At 68.3% G+C, this 18,768-nt stretch carries 16 protein-coding genes; 9 read left to right on the plus strand and 7 right to left on the minus strand.

The genetic code is table 11. The features are described from left to right. The first annotated feature begins 870 nt into the window (after positions 1–870). The 5 genes from BG418_RS18085 to BG418_RS18105 all read left to right on the plus strand — a co-directional run bounded on the left by BG418_RS18085 (position 871) and on the right by BG418_RS18105 (position 4,261). Positions 871–1,347, plus strand: a complete 477-nt coding sequence (locus BG418_RS18085) for a sigma-70 family RNA polymerase sigma factor (protein ID WP_223279991.1) — start codon at positions 871–873, stop codon at positions 1,345–1,347. Next, positions 1,347–2,384: a hypothetical protein gene (locus BG418_RS18090; protein WP_188274942.1), complete on the plus strand. Its 1,038-nt coding sequence runs from the start codon at positions 1,347–1,349 to the stop codon at positions 2,382–2,384. The genes BG418_RS18085 and BG418_RS18090 overlap by 1 nt, the downstream gene beginning before the upstream one ends. 39 nt (positions 2,385–2,423) lie before the next feature. Further along, positions 2,424–3,563, plus strand: a complete 1,140-nt coding sequence (locus BG418_RS18095; protein ID WP_188274943.1) for a hypothetical protein — start codon at positions 2,424–2,426, stop codon at positions 3,561–3,563. A gap of 63 nt (positions 3,564–3,626) precedes the next feature. Continuing rightward, a complete protein-coding gene (locus tag BG418_RS18100) occupies positions 3,627–3,842 on the plus strand; it encodes a type II toxin-antitoxin system VapB family antitoxin (protein WP_114041710.1) in 216 nt (71 codons plus the stop codon). After that, positions 3,839–4,261, plus strand: a complete 423-nt coding sequence (locus BG418_RS18105) for a PIN domain nuclease (protein ID WP_188274944.1) — start codon at positions 3,839–3,841, stop codon at positions 4,259–4,261. Before BG418_RS18100 ends, BG418_RS18105 begins: the two co-directional genes overlap by 4 nt. A gap of 289 nt (positions 4,262–4,550) precedes the next feature. Here the strand turns inward: BG418_RS18105 and BG418_RS18110 are convergent, their stop codons facing one another. Together BG418_RS18110 and BG418_RS18115 are read right to left on the minus strand one after the other, a co-directional pair. Next, on the minus strand, positions 4,551–4,778 hold the full coding sequence (locus tag BG418_RS18110) for a hypothetical protein (protein WP_188274945.1): 228 nt from the start codon (positions 4,776–4,778) through the stop codon (positions 4,551–4,553). A gap of 19 nt (positions 4,779–4,797) precedes the next feature. Beyond that, positions 4,798–7,149: an N-6 DNA methylase gene (locus tag BG418_RS18115; protein WP_188274946.1), complete on the minus strand. Its 2,352-nt coding sequence runs from the start codon at positions 7,147–7,149 to the stop codon at positions 4,798–4,800. 422 nt (positions 7,150–7,571) lie between these two features. Between BG418_RS18115 and BG418_RS18120 the strand changes: the two genes are divergently transcribed. The 3 genes from BG418_RS18120 to BG418_RS18130 all read left to right on the plus strand — a co-directional run bounded on the left by BG418_RS18120 (position 7,572) and on the right by BG418_RS18130 (position 11,057). Further along, positions 7,572–8,486, plus strand: a complete 915-nt coding sequence (locus tag BG418_RS18120; RefSeq protein WP_188274947.1) for a hypothetical protein — start codon at positions 7,572–7,574, stop codon at positions 8,484–8,486. Positions 8,487–9,234: 748 nt separating this feature from the next. Continuing rightward, complete coding sequence (locus BG418_RS18125; RefSeq protein WP_188275006.1) at positions 9,235–10,218, plus strand: ATP-binding cassette domain-containing protein; 984 nt, start codon at positions 9,235–9,237, stop codon at positions 10,216–10,218. Beyond that, positions 10,215–11,057, plus strand: a complete 843-nt coding sequence (locus tag BG418_RS18130; protein ID WP_188274948.1) for an ABC transporter permease — start codon at positions 10,215–10,217, stop codon at positions 11,055–11,057. The genes BG418_RS18125 and BG418_RS18130 overlap by 4 nt, the downstream gene beginning before the upstream one ends. A gap of 68 nt (positions 11,058–11,125) precedes the next feature. Here BG418_RS18130 and BG418_RS18135 read toward each other — a convergent pair whose 3' ends face one another. The 4 genes from BG418_RS18135 to BG418_RS18150 all read right to left on the minus strand — a co-directional run bounded on the left by BG418_RS18135 (position 11,126) and on the right by BG418_RS18150 (position 16,186). Further along, a complete protein-coding gene (locus tag BG418_RS18135) occupies positions 11,126–14,266 on the minus strand; it encodes a BTAD domain-containing putative transcriptional regulator (protein ID WP_188274949.1) in 3,141 nt (1,046 codons plus the stop codon). A 92-nt stretch (positions 14,267–14,358) separates the two neighbouring features. Beyond that, on the minus strand, positions 14,359–14,574 hold the full coding sequence (locus BG418_RS18140; protein ID WP_188274950.1) for a hypothetical protein: 216 nt from the start codon (positions 14,572–14,574) through the stop codon (positions 14,359–14,361). Between the two features lie 204 nt (positions 14,575–14,778). Then, positions 14,779–15,216 carry an ATP-binding protein gene (locus BG418_RS18145; protein WP_223185027.1) on the minus strand — a complete coding sequence of 146 codons (438 nt, stop codon included), beginning with the start codon at positions 15,214–15,216 and terminating at the stop codon, positions 14,779–14,781. 229 nt (positions 15,217–15,445) lie between these two features. Continuing rightward, positions 15,446–16,186 (minus strand): GntR family transcriptional regulator, encoded by a 741-nt coding sequence (locus BG418_RS18150; RefSeq protein WP_188274951.1) that lies wholly within the window; start codon positions 16,184–16,186, stop codon positions 15,446–15,448. Positions 16,187–16,264: 78 nt separating this feature from the next. Between BG418_RS18150 and BG418_RS18155 the strand changes: the two genes are divergently transcribed. Further along, entirely contained in the window at positions 16,265–17,407 is a 1,143-nt protein-coding gene (locus BG418_RS18155; RefSeq protein ID WP_188274952.1) for a DUF1152 domain-containing protein, read from the plus strand. On the opposite strand, the gene BG418_RS18160 is transcribed toward BG418_RS18155, so the two are convergent. Beyond that, entirely contained in the window at positions 17,371–18,747 is a 1,377-nt protein-coding gene (locus BG418_RS18160; RefSeq protein WP_188274953.1) for a serine hydrolase, read from the minus strand. The genes BG418_RS18155 and BG418_RS18160 overlap by 37 nt on opposite strands. Between the last annotated feature and the right edge of the window lie 21 nt (positions 18,748–18,768).

Consider the following 18,768-nt stretch of genomic DNA (forward strand, 5'->3'; position numbering starts at 1 on the left):
AGTGGCCCATGTCATGTGAAATAGGGACTTGTTCCCGACCGTGAGCGCACCCGCCGTGCCGCTGGCGCGGACGGACCCTGCTAGTCCCAAGAGTGGGAGGAGGCGGACCGCCTCCCTCCGTCTTGCCCAGCACGCTGCTCGCGGACACGCCCTTCAGCAGGACAGTTCAATACGGGGAGAGCTCCATATCCACTGCGCTCACTGGCCGACGATCCACGCACTTCTACGTACGGCTGGCCGAGCACAGCCTGCGCATCGCTGCCGCACTCGCTGTCACAGAGAGAGCGGCTGCTATCCGCAGTGCGGTGGTCGAAGCAGCCTGGTCCCTGGTGGCGTTCCATCACGGACACCTCCGTCCTGGCCGAGGAAATCGCCCCCCATGGCCTCTCCATACATCGAGGCCGCACACTTCTCACCTGAATCTCAGAAAGTACGGATCCGCGGTTCACGCCGGGAGTTCCCTCAGCCTCCTACTTATGACGGGCCACAGGAGGTCCGCCTAACCCAGAGGGAGATGCTTGTGGACGCGCCTACGGCGACCGTCGTGATCGTGTCAGTCGCCATCACAGAACTGTGTGCCTTATGCAGACTCTGGATGCGTCTGCGAGGGGACGAGCGACGTGACAAGGCCCGGTATGGGCATGCCACTGCGATAGCCCAGCTCCTGGCGGGGTCCGGCCGCCTCGGCCTTGGGGAACATCGCATGGACGGAAAGGGACTGAGCCTCAGGTTGTCCGCCTCCCCTGCCGAACAATCGAACGGCGTCGCGTGAACCGTCATGACCCGACCGAGGAGGCTGGCCCCCCAACTACCGATGGTCGGCCAGCCGGCAAGGCACACCCTGAGGAAGCCCGTCGTACCCGTCGCTCGGTGGACCGGGAGTTCTCAGCCTTCTACCGCAGCACGATCGACAAGCTCGTCGGCTTCCTGATCCACCAGGGGGCCTCCCTGCCGGTAGCTGCCGACATCGCGCAGGACGCGATGACTACGGCTTACAGGCGCTGGGAAGAGATCAAGCAGCCGTCGGCATGGCTCCACACAGTGGCCTCGCGGGCGCTCGCACGACGCATCGCCGACGTTCGTGAGGACGCCTTCGATCAGGTTCCGGAACCGACGGCCCTGCTGCCTCATCCTGAAGCTCTCGCGGAGTGGGAGGAGCACCAGGAGATCCTTCGAGTTCTCAGGGGACTCCCACCACGCCAGCGTCAGGTTCTGGCCTGGACCCTGAGCGGCTACAGCCCCGCCGAGATTGCCGAGGAGCTCCACATCGCGCCCGAGGCAGTCCGCGCCAGCCTCAAGAAGGCACGCCGCACGGCAGCGGCCTTGGTCAGCGGAGGGGAGGACTAGTGGCCAAGGACCGCGTCGGCCCGAATGACGAGGAGCTCGACGGTGCCGTGGACCGCCTGCTCGGTGGGCACACACACACCCTGTCGGCAGCCCTCCGGAGCGCGCTTGATGTCGAGGCCGGGCTGCGCGACATCCTGCTGCACTCTCGACACGACGATCTTGTCGATGACCTCGGTGCGATCCTCGACGTGGAAGCAGGCCTGGATGACATCGTCGGTGCCGACGTCTCTCAGCAACGACAGAGGCCCGAGAAGAACAAAAAGCGCGGCAGGAAGGCGGCAACCGCGGCAGAGCAGTGCCTGCGGATGGTCAGCCCTGAGATTCGCATCACTCTGCGCGTCAGTCCCGATGTGGCGACTGCGGCACTGACCTTCGAGAGGGCACACCGCTTTCTTTCGAGCCTGACGCAGGTCAAGGACTCCACACGCACGCTGAAGGCAAACCTGGAACCGCGCCTCGCGTTTGCTGTGTGCAGCGAGCTCCGGTCCGCCCACGAACATGCCATCGGGATCGCCGGTGACCTCGCCCACTCCGACGCTTCCCTCGCGGTGCGCGATCTGGCACGCAGCCTTGCCGTCGGTCTCACCAGCAATCTGGACACCGCCCGAACGGCAGCGGAAGTTCTTCTTCAACGCGATCCCCATTGCACCGACCCCGCTGAAATCAGAGAGCTGGCCGACGCCCTGTCCAGAGCAGCTACCCGCAACTGCGCCCGCGGCCGGCGCCTCCTCCGGCTCTGCGCCGAGGAAGTCCGGGGCGCAGTCAGCACGGTCCTCGGCCGGGACCTGCCCGTCCTCGACGAGGAGTCGATCGGTGTGTTCCTGGACGACTTCACGGCCTCGGACCTACGCGCCGCCGACCTGCTCGGCGTTGTGCTGGACGGCATTCGCTGGTCGGAGTACGGCACGCTCTGGCCTGCCGCTGTGAACGTCGAGGTCCTCAAAGCCCAATCGGATGAGACGCCTCCGGGAAGCGGAACGTACACCGTTCGGAAAGGCACTGCACCGATGCACAACACCTATGCAGGACTGTTCTGAAGAGCCTGGCCCGTCGCCGTACACGACAGGAGTTTCCCAGTGACGCACTATTCCTACGCCGTCGAGTCACACGCCCTGATGGCGACTTGGGCAACTACGAGGGGCAGGACGTCCGTCATCGTCGCCACCGCGCCCGAGACCATTACAGGCGACGAGATCCTCGATCTCGCGCGAGGCCTCGAACACCTCTCCCAGGCGGCCTGGCGTACCTACATCCGCCCCGCCAGTGCCAGTTCCGCCCAGCAAGTCAACAGCGAAGGCTGGCGCCGTAGACAGGAGCGCTCCTCCTTCCTCGAAGCGCTCAAGGGCGTAACGCACCCGAATCTGCCGCAAGACGGCCACCTACTCGTCAGCTACAGCCCGATCATCGAGTCTGGCCACCGCATCGGACGCACGCTCCACTCCATCGCCGACGACCGGCTCACCGCGTCCGTCCTCGCCGAGGCAGAGACCGAACTCGCCTCGGTGGAGCAGGCTGAACTCGGCAATCTGGACGGTCGGGCACGCCAAGCGGTACTGCTCACCCGTGAGGACGTCTCACCGGTACAACTGGCCGCCGCCGACGCTCTTCTGCACGCCGCCCCATTCGGCTCGACATCGTTGCAGACCGATGTGGATCCGACTGCTGCCGCCGTCGCCGCCGCACACTGGCTTCAGGCCGCTGCGGACGTCACGGCGGTGGCGTCCGGATTCCATCCGACGGACATCGTGGTGGAAGCCGACAACATCGAAGCCCTCCCGCACGAGACGCCCACCCGCGTGCTCGAACTCATCGACGAGGGTTCGTCCCCTCACGAGGTCGTGGTCACTCTCGTTCGGGATGCGTTGGCCGTGGCCGAGGGGCTGATCCCCGACCGGTCCGGCCTGCTGGATCAGATCGACCAGGTGGAGGATCTCGTCGAACGGCATGCCAGCACGGACGACGTGCTGGCAGAGGAACTATGGCGAATCCGGCTTACACCGCTCGACCCCCAGCGCCCTGCTCCCGACCTCCTGGAAGACCTGCTGGCCGGAATACGAGCCTGCTGGCTGCTCTTCGAGGAGTACGCCGAATCCCCGGACTATCCGGATGACGAGTGGGATCAAGCCATGTGGGAGGAGTGGCACGACGGCGAACGCAACAGGTTCATCGACCAGGTGCGGGCTGAGGCTGCCCGCACCAGCAAGCGACTCATGTGACCGAGCCTCGATGCATCAACTTAGATATACTGAGCGCCATAGACGATATACAGGGAGGTCGTGATGAGCCGCACCGTGATCGATCTGGACGACGACCTACTTGCCGACGTTGCTCAGGCTCTCGGCACCAGCACCAAGAAGGAGACCGTCAACACCGCTCTCCGTGAGGTGCTGGAGAACCGGCGTCGCGCGCTGGCCCTTACCCGCCTGCGCGCAGCAGCCGGCGAGGGTGCCTTCGACCTCGATCTCTTCGAGAGCAAGGGGAACTACCGCCGGTGAACGCGGCCCAGTTCCTGATAGACACCAGCGCACTCGCCCGGTTCATGCGCAGTGACGCGGAGCAGTACGGATGGGACCGAGCTGCCGCAGCCGGGCTCATCGCCACGTGCCCCATTACTGAGCTCGAGTTCTTCTTCAGTGCCCGATCTGCCGAAGCCCGGGCCCGGGGCATCGATGACATGCGGATGATCTTTGGCTGGGTGCCGGTCGACGATCGCGCATACAGCCGCGCTTGGCAGGTGCAGGAGGCCCTGACCAAGCGAGGGCAGCATCGCAGTGCAGGGGCCGTCGACTTGTTGGTGGCTGCCACGGCAGAACTACAAGGGCTGACCCTGTTGCATAGTGATCGGGACTTTGACTGCATCGCGGCCATCACCGGGCAAGCTCTCCAGTGGTACGGGCCCGAGCCAGGTAAGTAAACCGCGCTCGGTTGCAGTTCTGGTTGCATTCACCGCCGTACGGCACCGTTCAGAAACCCCGCCGCCCCCGACTGCACCGCAGGTCAGAACGTTCCCGTCGGCTCCAGAACGGTCGGGCGAAGGCTTGGAAAGCGTGTTGGGGGCAACCCCTCACGAGTTCGAATCTCGTATCCTCCGCCGGTTCAGAGGGCCGGACTGCGAAAGCGGTCCGGCCCTCTGGCGTTACCGAGGCCTGGACCGTGCGAGCTGTTCAGGCCTTCGGCATGGGCGGGATCGTTCGACCTGGGCGTCAGCCGCCGAGGCGCTTCAATTCCCGGACAGCGGCCGGCACTGCCAGACACAAGCCGAAGGTCGTCGCGAACGCGGTACCTGCAGGCAGGAGCGCATCGGCCAGGTCGACCCGGGCCCGCACCTCGATCAGGGCCACAGCCAGGGCAGCCACGACGGACAGCAGGGTGGCGATGCCCAGCCACAAGAGCCAGACGCGCGAACGCCCTGGGGACGGATGTGTGACCACGGAGGGGTCCTTTCGTCGGTCAGAGGGGCAGGACGGACGGGGCGAGCGGCTTATCCGCCGAAGGTCCGAGCATCAGGTGCTTCAGGAGCTCCTCCCGGGCCCGGACGAGGGCGTCCGCGTACTCGCGGTGCAGCACGGCCTGCCTGCGCAGAAGCGCGCTCACGCGGACGATCTCGCGCTGCTCCGACATCGATGGGAAGCGGACCGGCAGATGGCCGAGGGCATCGCGGCTGAGCGAAGGGGCGGCGGTGGCCTCCGCACGGTTCCGCATCCACTGCATGCTGTGCGGCAGCGAAAGCTGGTCCACAAGGAAACCCGGATCCACTCCGGCGCCCTCACGGACACGCAACCGGACCAGGTTGGTACTGAGGAGCCATCCCTCCTGCTCAGGCTCCACCAGTGCGGGCGGACGAAGCTCCCCTGTCCGGACGCAGACGACGTCCCCGGCCACCAGCCTGAAGTTAACAAGCTCCCGGGCCTTCTTGAGGAAGACGTTCTCCTCCTCGAGGAACAGGATCCTCCCGCCCTCCAACTGGCGGGGAAAGATCACGGGCACTTCCCCTCTCGGCGACCGGTCGGCCTTGCCGAGACGCGTGTAGGAAGGGCCCGGCTGGATGTCGCACAGCTCGGCCAGCCGCGCTTCCGTCCATCCCGGTGACAACGCCCCCTGGGCTCGAGCACCCGTGAGCCGGGCCCAAGCGAGGCCAGCGGCATCTGCGTCCGCCTCGTGCACCAGGCGGCCGAGCCGGGTGGCCTCCCCGTGGGTCTGGATCAACTCCTCGCGGGCGGGCTGCGCCGCGGACAGGGACTCCGGAACGTGATCCATGGGGCTCAGCGAGTAGCCAGAGGCGGCAAAAGCGCCCCGCGGCACCAAGGTCGTGTGAGGACGTGGCTCGCTGTATGCGACCGAGCCAAGCGCGGCTCCGAACAGCCACGGTCGCACGACCTCCAGGATGGCGCCGAGTCCGTCGTCGCCGACCACGTTCCTTCTGCCCGTTCCGGTGCCGAGATGCCGGGCGTCCACCAGGAGTACCTCGGGACGCGGCATCTCGGTGCGCCGAAGGCACCAGAGAGAAACCGGCACCGGAGTGGTGGAGAACAGCCGGGGCGGCAAAGCCACGACGCACTCGATTGCACCACGCACGATCAGGTTCTGCCGGATCTCCCGTTCGGCGCTGTTGACCGAGTTGCCCGCCTTCACCGGCATCACCACGATGGCCCGCCCGCCTGGCTTGAGGGCGTTCATCACATGCTGTACCCAGGCCAGGTTGTCGTTGCCCTGGGGCGGGGCACCGAACTCCCAGGCACCCTGCACCCGCTCCGCCCCTGCGGTGTCGCTCATGTTGAACGGCGGATTCGTCAGCACCACGTCGGCAAAGCCGGAGCGAGCCCCCTCGGTTGCCCACGGCGTGGTCCGAGTACTGCGGAGGACCGCCGGTGAGCCGTGCAGCGCGATGTTCATCCCGGCAAACCGCAACGTATCCCTCCGCGGGCTCTCACCGTGGAGTGTGGTTCCGGGCCCGACGGTGCCACACCGCATCGCCGCCGCAACCAGCATCTCCCCACCCCGCACGTACGGGTCGTAGATCGATGCGTTCTTCGGTGCCGACCCCAGGCCCAGTTCGGCGGCCAGCTGCACGACACCCCGCGGGGTGAAGAACTCTTCGCTCCGCAAGCCGGCGCGGTCCTCGTACTGGTCGAGGATGAGACGGAATGTCCCTCTCGGCAGCTTTGCCGTGAGCCTCACGACTCCCACGAGGTCTCTGTAGGAACGGGGTTCGAGCCGCATCAGGCTCTCGCGCATTCCCGGCGGAACTCCGTACCGGCGCAGCTCCCTGTCAGCAACGGCACCGATGCATGCGAGCAAACCCGCCATGTGCTCCACGCCCGTCCCCTTCTTCGCAGCGTCTTCCACATCTCGCCACGCTGCCGGGACGGTCTCCCGGAGAAACACGAGAGAGAACAGCAGGCTGAGGAAGTCCAGCATTGAGGCCGACCCGCTCACCCGATCCGCGTGCGAGCCCATGAGCTCGTTGACAAGCGCCTTGCCTGTGACGAGGTCTCCTTGTGCACCGCGCGCTCCGGGCTCGATCTGCCTCGGGACCTGCTCGAAACCCTGCTGCTCGAGGATCCGGACCCGGTACGTCGTCCCCTCCGGTTCACCGGGGCGGAGCTGGCTTCGCGGGACGATGCGCGTGCCCAACCAATCCAGCACCTCGGAGAGGTGGAAGTACTCGGCACCACCGGATCGCACCGGGGTGGGAAAGTCACCATGCCGCTTCTCCCAAGTGGTGACGGTCGCGCGGGCGACTCCTGCTTGCGCAGCAAGTTCCGCACGGCTGATCAATGGATCCCGCTTGTCTAACCCCATCGGGCAGCTCCTTCGTCCATACCTCTGCTGACGCCCAGAACGCTAGGGATGCAGCGCCTCAGCGTCCACTGCGCATGGCGAATGCGCAGTGGGGGTATGGAGGCCGTTGTGGCGGGCTTCACGGCTTCAAGCCAGGTGATAGCTGAACAGATGGCCCGCGCGCTCTCTAACTTGCACCTACCTGCCTCCTCTTAGGTGACAGGCGGGTTAGCAGATGGCCATGCCGTGGCCCCGCCCTCTGCACAGGGTGCATGCACGACAGCTGAGGCAGCGGAGAAAGAAAGAAAATGGCCATTCTCAGGCAAGTTCTGCCGCATTTCGATCAGCCGACCTCAGGGTCAGCCCACATCTGCAATGCTCCACGGCAAGACAGACGGGCTTGGCCCGGCCGCACTCTTTTTGGAACCGGAGGGATTCCGTCCATGCGCATTGAGACGATGAGGATCACGCCTGACATCTGCGCCCACTGGATGAAAAACAGGGTTTGCAACCGTGTGCCGTTGCGTCCCTACAACGTCGAGAAGTTCCGGGAGATTCTGCAAGCCGGCCAATTCCGGACGACCCATCAAGGCTTCGCGCTGGACTTGCACGGTTGCCTCATCGACGGACAGCATCGAGCGCAGGCCATCATCGACACGGGAATCTCTGTGACCGCACAGGTCACATATGACCTTGAACCGGACGCCTTCGCTGCCATCGACGGGGGCCGTGTTCGGACTGCGGGCGACCATGTGGCCCAGGCGTCCGGCATGGCTCAGAACAACGCCAACTACTACGGTGCGGCGTTGAAGATCCTGCGGAATCGAGCCGAGGGTCTGCACTGGACCCGTTGGTCAGCGGGCAAACTCACGGCTGACGAGATTCCCGCCCTCATGGCGTCCTGGCCCATCCCGGAATCCCGGATCAACTACATGCTCGCGAAGGGACGTCAGTGCCATGCCAGCGGCACGGGACTGCTCATCAGCCACCAGATAATCCTGGAGAAGTGGCCCGAGCACGTCGCCGAGCTCTTCTTCAGAGGCATCGGTGACGCAAGTCGCGAGTACGTCGGCAAGGATCCCCGGGCCGTTTACACGAACACCATGCTCAACGTGAACAAGGGCGTCATCAGCAGGGACAGCGTGCAACAGTCAGCGCAAGCGATCAAGGCGTTCAACGCGCTCATCGCAGGTGAGACCATCGGCACCCTGAAGAAGATGAAGATGGGCGGCGTCAAGGTCGTACGCGACCGCGAGACCGGCGAGGAGATTGAGCAGCAGTACCTCGCAGATCGCTACCCCGGTGTCATCGACGTACAGACCATCAGCCAGAACTGGCCACACGCTGAATCGGTCTGAAGATATTTACCGAAGGCAAGACATGGCCTCTCCCTACGTCGAGCCGTCGGCGTAAGGAGGCTCATCGCCGCGAAGAGCACCTGTCCATGCACGGGCAACCGCGGCTGCCCGTGTTCGTACTCGACGACGGCGAGGCTCTGCCCCTCGCCGTGCGTGGCGATGATCGCCCTTCCTGGACCTTGCGATGCGCGGCGCGGCTGAGCTGGTCACATCTCAGATGACGCCGATAAAGGCGTACGACGACAGAACCATCGAGCAGCGCTGGGACTGGGTGCTCTCCCGGCTCAAGGTCACCGACATCGGGAAGGACGAGGCTCGCCGGCTCCTGGCCGACGCCAAGTTGCACGGCCACAAGTACGCAATCGACGCGGTACTCACGGTCATCGCGCGCCACCAGAAGGGGCAGGTCACCGTCTTCACGTCGGACGTGGAGGACCTGGAGAAGCTGGTCCCGGAGTCGATCGTCGTCAAGAAGGTGCGACCGGGCGCTCCGGTCTCGGTCCCGTTCTCATGCGCCTGCGCCCGCGACGGGCAGCAAACGAACGCGTCCGACAGCCTCGCCCCAGCCGAGCCACTTCCCCCGCCTCCTGACACCCGCCCCCACCCCTGTCAGCACCCCCACACCCCCTGTCAGCCACCTACCCACCCCCTGTCAGCGCCCCCCGGCATCGTCATGTCCATCGAGAACGGCGAGAACGTCGGAAACGGCGAGCGGGGCCACACGAGCGGGTCAAAGGGGAGAGAGCACATGTCGTACGCCATCCGGGCCGAGGGTCTGGTCAAGCGGTATGGGGACTTCGTCGCGCTGGACGGGGTCGACCTGGAAGTGCCGGCCGGGAAGGTCATCGGGGTGCTCGGGCCGAACGGGGCCGGGAAGACCACCACCGTACGGATTCTGTCGACGCTGATCCGGCCCGACGCCGGACGGGCCACCGTCGGCGGGCACGATGTGGTGCGCGACCCGGTGCGGGTGCGGCAGCTCATCGGGCTCACCGGGCAGTACGCCTCGGTCGACGAGGCCCTGTCCGGTACCGAGAACCTGGTGCTCATCGGGCGCCTCCTCGACATGTCGAAGCGGGCCGCCAAGACGCGGGCCAACGAGCTCCTTGAGCAGTTCTCGCTCACCGAGGCCGCCAGCCGGCCGATCAGCACCTTCTCCGGCGGTATGCGCCGCCGACTCGACCTGGCCGCGAGCCTGGTCGGACGGCCGCAGGTGATCTACCTCGACGAGCCGACCACCGGCCTCGACCCGCATGCCCGTAACGAGGTGTGGGACGTGGTCCGGGCGCTGGTGGCCGACGGTTCCACCGTGCTGCTCACCACGCAGTACCTGGAGGAGGCCGACCAACTCGCCGATTCCATCACCGTGTTCGACCGGGGGCGGGTCGTCGCCGAGGGCACTCCCGGCGAGCTGAAGCGGCGCGTCGGTGGGCAGATCATGCAGGTGCGGCCCACCCTCTCCGCCGATGTGGACGAGGTCGCCCGGATCCTCACCGACCTCACCGGCGCCGCCCCCGCCCGCGAGCAGCACACCAGCCTGCTCACCGTCCCGGCCGACAACCCGCTCCTCGTCTCCGCCCTGGCCCGACGCCTCGACGCGGCCGGTATCGGCGCCGACGAGATGGGCCTGCGGCTGCCCAGCCTGGACGAGGTCTTCCTCGCCCTCACCGGCCACGCCAGTTCCACCGACGACAACACCGACGACATCACCCCCGAGAGGAACGCGGCATGAGCGCCCCCACCATCACCCCCGCCCCCACGCACGCCCCCGCCACCCACGCCGCCGCGCCCCCGCTCCGCCTCGGGTTCGGCCGTACTGTCCGGCACAGCCTCGCGCTCGCCGGGCGCAGCATCACCAAGTTCGCCAAGTCCCCGGCCCAGCTCACCGATGTGGTCCTCACGCCGGTCATCTCGCTGCTGATGTTCGTCTACCTCTTCGGTGGCGCCATCGGCGGCGGCGACACTCATGCGTACGTCCAGCTGATCGCCCCGGGCGTCATGGTGATGACCGTCTTCCAGGCCAGCATCGGCATCGGCACCTCGCTGAACGCCGACGCGAGCACGGGGATGTTCGACCGGTTCCGCTCCATGCCGATCGCCCGCTCCAGCCCGCTGATCGGCGCCGTACTGGCCGATGTCGTCCGTTACGTGGTGTGCCTCGTCACCCTGCTCGCCGTCGCCCTGGTCATGGGCTACCGGATCACCACCGACCCGCTCTCGACCCTGGCCGCCTTCGCCCTGCTGATCGGCTTCGGGCTCAGCTTCTCGTGGCTGTCGGTGTACATCGGGATGCTGGCCAAGACCCCCGGCTCGGTGTACGGCCTGATGACCGTCCTGATCCTGCCGCTGACCTTCGCCAGCAACGTGTTCGTGAAGCCCGCGACCATGTCGGGGTGGCTGCGGGCCTGGTCGGACGTCAACCCGGTCAGCCTGATGGCCGACACGACCCGCGCCCTGCTCAACGGCGGCGACGTCGCGGGCCCGCTGTTCGGCAGCCTCGGCTGGATGGCCGGTCTGATCGCGGTCTTCTTCCCGCTGGCGATGCGCGCCTACCGCAAGAACGCGGGCTGAAGCGGCCGGAGCGGGAGGGGAGTTGAACCACTCCGCCCGCTGGCTGAACCACCCCGTACACGTACCAACTAAGACGACGCGACCGGCTGGCCGACCTCCTCGGCCAGCCGGTTCAGCGCGTCCTGCCGCGCCAGCCCCGCGCCCACGCCGTACGCCTCCCGGTAGCCCGCATCGCCGAGCCGCGCCACCAGCCGGTCCACCAGCTCGCGCAGCTCCGGCTCGCCCTCGTCGAAGGCGCCCCGGATGACCTGGCTCATGCCGAGCGCGGTGGCCGCGCCGACCGGGTCGTCCTCCAGGGCGAGCAGCCCGCCCAGCAACTCCGCGACCCACGCGAGTCCGGCCCCGGCGCCCTGCGCGAACAGCGCGGCGGCGGCCCGGGGCAGCAGCTCACGGGCCTGCGCCGCCGCGCCCTCGGCGAGCCGGTTCTCCATCCGGGTGCTCACGATCAGGTCCTCGGCGACCTCGACCGCGATCGCCCGCCGCCGCACCAGGGCCTCCAGCTGGTCGAGTACCCCGTTGGCCTGGACGAGGTCGCCCGCGCGGCGGTGCAGATTGGCGAGGCCCACCAGGATGTTGGCCTCAAGCCGCCGGTGGCTGCGCTCCTTGGCCTGCCGCAGCGCGGACTCCAGGTCGCGCCGGGCGCCGTCGAGATCGCCGCTGCGCCGCCGCTCCCGCGCCAGCCTCGCCTTGCTGAGATAGAGGAAGTCCTCGGTACCGAGCTCGGAGCTGAGTGCCACCGCCCGCTCGAACGTGGCCACCGCCGCCGCGTGTTCGCCCCGCAGCGAATGGTCCCGGCCGACCGGCATCAGGCTCAGCACCAGCCCCCAGCGGTCGCCCACCGCCTCGAAACCGCGCAGCGCCTCAAGCCGCGACGGCTCCCCCGTCCGCAGATCGCCCTGCTCGGTCAGGACGAAGTCGTACGCGAGGTGGGCGCTGGCCCGCACCCAGGGGTCGGGCGAGTCCAGCGACCGCCGCAGGCTCTCGCTCGCGTCCACGGACTCCTCACCGGCGAAGGCGAGTTGGGATACGCGCAGGAGCATGCCCGCCGGGTGGAACTCCCGCGCCCCGGCGGAATCCACCGAGTCGGCCCCGCTCATCAGCGCGTGCGCGACCCCGAGCCCCCGCACCTCGGCCAGGGCCGTCTCCAGCTGGGTGTTCATCCCCCGGACCCCCCAGTACCAGAACATCGCCTCGACGAAACGGGAGGCCAGAGCCCCGTCCCCGGCGGCCACGGCCGTCCGCAGCGCGTGGACGAGGTTGGCGTGTTCGGCGTCGAAGACCGCGATCGCGTCGAGCTGTTCTCCCGTACGCAGCCGGGGTTCGTGCTCCTCGGCCAGGCCGAGGAAGTACGCGGCGAAGGGACCGGAGACGTCGTCGCCGGACGCGGTGAGCCGGGTGGCCGCGTACGCGCGTACGGTCTCCAGCATCCGGTACCGGGGTTCCCCTGATCCTTCCGCTTCGGACGCGGTGACCAGGGACTTCTCGATCAGCGCGTCGAGTACGTACAGGACGTCGTCGGGCACCAGGGCGTCGCCGTCCGCGCACACCGCCTCCAGCGCGGCGAGCGTCGCGCCGCCGGGGAAGGCCGACAGGCGGCGGGCGAGGACGCGTTCGGGCTCGTCGAGCAGGTCCCAGCTCCACTCGACCACCGCGAGCAGCGTGCGCTGGCGCGGCAGTGCGGTCCTGCTGCCCGAGGTGAGCAGCCGGAAACGGTCGTCGAGGCGGCGGGCGATCTGCTCCACGCTCATCGACCGCAACTTGGCCGCGGCCAGCTCCAGCGCGAGCGGCAACCCGTCCAGGCGCCGGCAGATCTCCACGACGGCGCCCACCGTGGCGTCGTCGACCGCGAAGCCGGGCCGGACACTGGCGGCCCGGTCGACGAAGAGCCGTACCGCGTCCGCCTCAGCCGCCACAGCGGGCTCGGGCGTCCCCGTGGGCACGTCGAGCGGCCCGAGGTGGCAGAGCACTTCCCCGGTGATGGCGAGGGGTTCCCGGCTGCTGGCCAGAATCCTCAACTGCGGTAGGCGTTCGAGGAGTTGATGGGCGAGTTCGGCGGCCGCCTCGACCAGGTGCTCGCAGTTGTCGAGTACGAGGACGGCGTCGCCGATGTCGAGCAGCTCGGCCATGCGGTCGACGGGTTCGGTCTTCTGACCCGCCTGCCCCGCGTCGTACAGGCCGCCGTCCGTGGAGCCGATCGCGCCGAGTACGGCGTCGGCCAGCTGATCGGCGGCGCCCACCGCACCCAGCGGTACGAACCACACCCGGCCGCGCGCGTGGGCCGGGTCCTGGGTCACCGCCTCCAGGGACAGCCTGGTCTTGCCCGCGCCGCCGGGGCCGACGATGGTGACGAGCCGGGAGGAGGTGAGCAGCCCGGCGAGCTGGTCGAGCTCGGCCTTGCGCCCGACGAAGCTGGTCAGCCGCGCGGGAAGCCGATTGGCCGAGCCCTTGGTCCGGGCGGCGGGCCGCTCCAACTCCCCCCGGAGCAGGGTGAGATGGATCTCCTGAAGTTCAGGAGAAGGATCAACACCCAGCTCATCTCCGAGCCGCTCCCGTATCTCCTCATACGTGGCGAGGGCGTCGGACTGTCGTCCCGCCGCCCACAGCGCGCGCATCCGCAGCTCGGCGAGGCGTTCGCTCAGCGGGTTCGCGGCGGCGGCCGCGCCGAGGTCGGCCAGGACCTCGGCGTGCCGGCCGAGCCGCAGCTCCGCGTCGAAACGGTCCTCGGCGGCGGTGGCCCTCATCTCGTCGAGTCGCGCGGCGGCGGCCCCGGCGAACGGGGCCTCCAGGACGTCCGCCAGCGCCGCGCCCTGCCACAGCCCCAGGGCCGCGCCGAGCGCCGAGGCGGCCTCGTCGAAGCGGCCCGCCGCGAGTTCCCGTCGGCCCCGCGCGGCCAACTCCTCGAAGCGGTGGGCGTCGACGTCCTCGGCGCGTACGGCGAGCCGGTAGCCCCCGGCGGCGGATTCAACAGTCCCGGCCCCGGTGCCTCTCAGCGCCTTGCGCAGCCGGGATACGAGAGCCTGGAGCGCGTTGGCGGCGTCGGCGGGCGGTTCCTCGCCCCACAGCCCGTCGACCAGGGCGTCCACGGACACGGTGCGCCCCGCGTCGAGGGCGAGCCGAGCGAGAAGCATGCGCAGCCGGACGCCACCAATGGGAACGGGTGCCGTGTCATCGGCGTACGCCTGAACCGAACCGAGCAGAACTATCCGCACCGCACATCCCCCCACGGCCTTCGGCGTTCGCCCGGGCCCGGCACAGTTCTATCAAGCGTTCCCATGCCGTGAGAGAAGGCGGCCGCGGACCCTCACGGACTGCCGGACCGCGAGACGCTGTCGGCGAGCTGCCCCATGAAGTGCTCGACCCCCTGCCCGAACCCGGTCGGCGCCACCAGCACGCCGAACGCCAGCGCCATGACGACGGTCAACCACTGATCGGACCGACTACGCGCCTGCACGCGCCGCCGCACCCGTACGTAGATGATGACGGCCAGCAGCACCGCCACATTGATCGACAGGATCACTTGGCCGGTCCTCCCGCCAGGCAAGACATCGGACAGCGTCGCGCTCCTGTCCTGAATAGTCCGAACCGAACGGTGTGGCAGCCCAGTCACCGGGGTTTGGCGACAAAGCTCTCATCTGAGGCTTGTTTGCCGGGCATATGCGCCGACGCATACGTGTGCGGCGACGCATTGGCGCCGGGGCTTCGCCATGTCGTCGACGTCGGCTCACGACGGCCAGGCATCGGCCACTACGAAGGAGACCACCGTCCCGCCGAGGCGACTGGGTCCGTGGTGCCATGAATCGGCGATGGAGTCGACCAGGAGCAGCCCGCGCCCGTGCGCGTCATTGGCCTCCGGCCGCCGCATCTGTACGTTCGCCGGGAATCCCGGGTTGTGCACCTCGACGCGGAGCGAGTTCTGCACTCGGAACCACTCGACGCGCACCACCCACGGTTCGTCCGACCGTCCGTAGACGATGGCGTTGGTCACCAGCTCCGAGATCATCAACGCGCAGTCGTCGACCGAGCAGGCCGGGTCGTACGGAGCGATGAACTTCCGGAACCAGCGCCGAGCCAGGGACACGGACTCCGGGAGGGGGTTCAAGGTCATCGCGCCGAGTGGCGCCGGGTCGGGACCACTGAGGTTGCCGCTGATGTCACCCATCCACACTCATCTCCTTGCCACTGCCGTCGCAGTCGAGGCAGCGCGGTTTCGATGGGGCACGGGCCCGCCGGATGGTCGGTCACGCAGAGCAGCAGAACTGCATGCGGGCTGACGCCCTTCCGACTACGCCCTGTAAGTGGCCTTAGCCACTTTATGGATAGTGGCATTAGCCACTTGAGGCGGCAAGCGGTTCGGCACAACTGCCGACCCGTCAGCGCTGTCAGGACTGTCAGGTGAGCGGGTAGCCCTGCTCGAAGACCCAGCGGTCAGGCGGGTAGATCGCCTCGGCGAACTCCAACGGCCGGTCCTGGAGGTCGTAAACGACGTGATGGACGATCAGAACGGCTGATCCGCGCTCGAGTTGGAGATCCGCCGCCTCGTCGTCCGTCGCGCTTCGAGCACACATACGGTCCTCGGCATAGCTGCCCTGCCGCCCCGTCATCTGCTCTACGTACATCAACGTGCCCTGCTGAATCCGCTCCGGATCCAGGAGCTTTGGCGCCCTCCGGGCCACGTCCGATGCGAACCACGAGGTGGACAGGGTGATCGGCCCGTCCTGGTTGTTCGTCACCCGGCGCCGGTGCACCGCCCGGCGGTCCTTCACCAAGCCCAGCGCCTCCGCGACGTGATCCGGCGCTTCGAGCCACCCGGCCGACGTGATCACCGCGTACTCACCGGGCGGGTAGATCTTCCCGGTCTGCCTGGCCCGGCCGTACAACTCACGCGCCCGCCGGTTGACTTCCAGGCTGCGCACGTACGTACCCGATCCCTGGCGCTTCTCGACGAGCCCCTGGTGACTCAGCGCTTCCAGCGCCCTCGCGGCCGTCGGCCTCGACACCGTCCAGTCAGCAGCCAGTTGTCGCTCCGAGGGAACCTCGTCCCCCGGCCGCAGGTCGCCCCGAAGGATCTGATCGCGGATGAAGTGCGCGATCTGGAGATACTTCGGCTGAGCCTCCTCAATCTGAGGCATCCGTCCTCCTCGCCAAGTGGCCATAGCCTCTGGCCACTATAGGGTGAACGGTCATCCTCGAACCCGTACGCTGAGCGCATGACGAGGTTGATCGTCGCAGCCGGAGGAGGGGGCGACGCGGTCGCCGCCGCGATGCTGGATGCCGCCCTGTACGGAGGCGAGGACCGGGCGGTGATCCTCACGTACGCGTGGGACCGGCTGCTGATCGACCCCGTTCCGGGCCCCCGAGGAGCCCACAACTTCACGGGACTCGCCCCCCTCACTCCCGCAGTCCTGGCAGTGCCTGCCGAAGCCCGCCCGATTCCTCCCGCGGGCTCCACGCTCCCCCGGCTCGCGCAGGAGCTCCCGAACACGTTCGCCCTGCTCGACCCACACCACGGAGCCGAGGGCATCACCCGCCAACTCGAAGCACTGCTACGGCACTTGGAACCGGATTCGATCGACCTTCTGGACGTGGGCGGGGACATCCTCGCGCGGGGCGACGAGCCGACGCTCAAGAGCCCGCTCGCCGACGCCCTCACGCTGGCCGCCTGCTGCCAGGTGAACGCGTCCATCCGGCTGCTGGTCGCAGGCCCCGGCCTGGACGGCGAACTCCCGCCCGAAGACCTGCGCGGCCTGCTCGGACCTCTCGTCCACACCCTCACGGCTCGGGACGTGGACCCGATCAGCTCGGTCCTGGAGTGGCACCCGTCGGAAGCCACCGCGATGCTCGCCGCGACGGCTCGGGGCGCGCGAGGCACCTGCGAGGTACGAGACGCAGGGCTCCCCGTCCCCCTCACCGACGAAGGCCCGACGGTCCACGAAGTCGACCTGGACGAAGCGTTGAGCCGCAACCGGCTGGCCCGCACCCTCATGACGACCACCACCCTGGACGAGGCCGAGGCCCACTGCCGTGAGGTCTGCGGCACCTCGGAGATCGACTACGAGCGCGACAAGGCGGCATCACTCAGGCAGCAGCCGCCGGCGGAACTCGACCCCGCCACCGCACTGGCCCAGCTTGCCCGGTTCGAGGCCGAGGCCCGAACCCGCGGAGTCACCCACACAACGTTCCGCCACCTCACCGAGGCACTGAACCTGGCCGGCTCACAACGCGAAGACCTGCGCCAACTCCTCATCACCAGCCACCCGGAGCAGTACGCGGCTCCGCTGTGGCACATCCGGGCTGACGGCCGAGGACAACGCCGTCACCCCACCTTCGGCGCAGCCCGCATCCCCACGTAGCAGCATGCCGTTCCGTCGGCCAGGGTGGCGAAGACCACCGGCATCCAGTCCTCGCTGAAGGCCGCGCCGACGCCCGAGCCTGCGAAGACCGTGGACGTCACCGGGGAGAGGTCGATCTCCAGGGGCGGGGAGAAGTCCTTCATGCCGCCTACGAACTCGTAGCGCAGGTGACCCCTGCCGCCCTGTGAAGTGACCGTGATGACCACGCCCTCGCGCGCGTATGTGCCGACCAAAGCCGTGAAGTCCACCGCTACCGGGTGCGCGGCGGGCTCGAACGGGGGCGGCATTTCCACGTCCGCCAGTTCCGCCAGGAGTTCGCGCATCAGGGTCGCGTAGAGGGGGCGGGCGCCGCCGCCGTTCGTCAGGAGGGCCACGGCCACGTTCGCGTGCGGGACCACGCGGAGGTAGGCGTACTGGCCGATGGACGCGCCGTCGTGGCCGTAGCCGGGGTCGCCGGACCAGTCGTACAGGGTCCAGCCCAGGCCCCAGCCGTCCGCGCTGACCGTCCACTTGTCGGGGACGTCCACCACTCGGCGCCTCATCGAGGCCACCGAAGAAGTGGACAGTACGCGCGTGCCGTCCTGCGCCACGCCGTCGTCCAGGTGCATCTTCGCCAGGCGCACCACGTCCGCCGCGCTCGCTATCACCCGGCCGTACGGGCCCGCCGAGCGCGGCATCAGGTCCCAGGCCGGGGCCGGCGACGGGTCCTGGCCCGGCTCGCCGAGGTGGCCCATCGCCGCGCGGAAGCGCAGCGCCTCCTCGGGCAGGGTCATCGTGTGCTCGGCGCCGAGCGGCGCGAGGAGGCGTTCCTTCAGGGCCTCGTCCCAGGTCCGGCCGGTCAGCACCTCGACGATCCGGCCGAGCACGTTGTAGCCGACGCTGCTGTACGAGACCCCCGTACCCGGCGCGCAGTCGAGCGCCACACCCCGCGCGGCCTCGACGTACTTGGCCAGGCAGTCGTCACCCCGCCCGGTGTCATGCGTGAAGTCGCAGGTCAACCCGCTGGTGTGGCTCAACAGTTGGCGGGTCGTGATCGACCGGGTAGCCGTCGCGTCGGCCACCGCGAACTCCGGCAGTACGTCCACCACCGGCGCGTCCAGGTCCAGTTCGCCGGACTCGGCCAGCTGCATCACCAGCGTCGCGGTGTAGACCTTGGCGATCGAGCCGAGCTGGAACACCGAGTCGGTCGTCGCCTCCACCCCGGTCCCCCGGTGCAGCACGCCACTCGCCAACTCGTGGATCTCCCCGTCGACCAGGACGGCGAGCGTCGCGCCCGGGACGCGGTGGGCGGCGCGCAGTTCCTCGAAACGGGCCTGCCAGTGAGCGGTGTCGAAAGTCATGACGGTCTCCCCGATCGCATC

This window comes from Streptomyces sp. CBMA152 (assembly GCF_014596475.1).
Classification (GTDB): domain Bacteria; phylum Actinomycetota; class Actinomycetes; order Streptomycetales; family Streptomycetaceae; genus Streptomyces.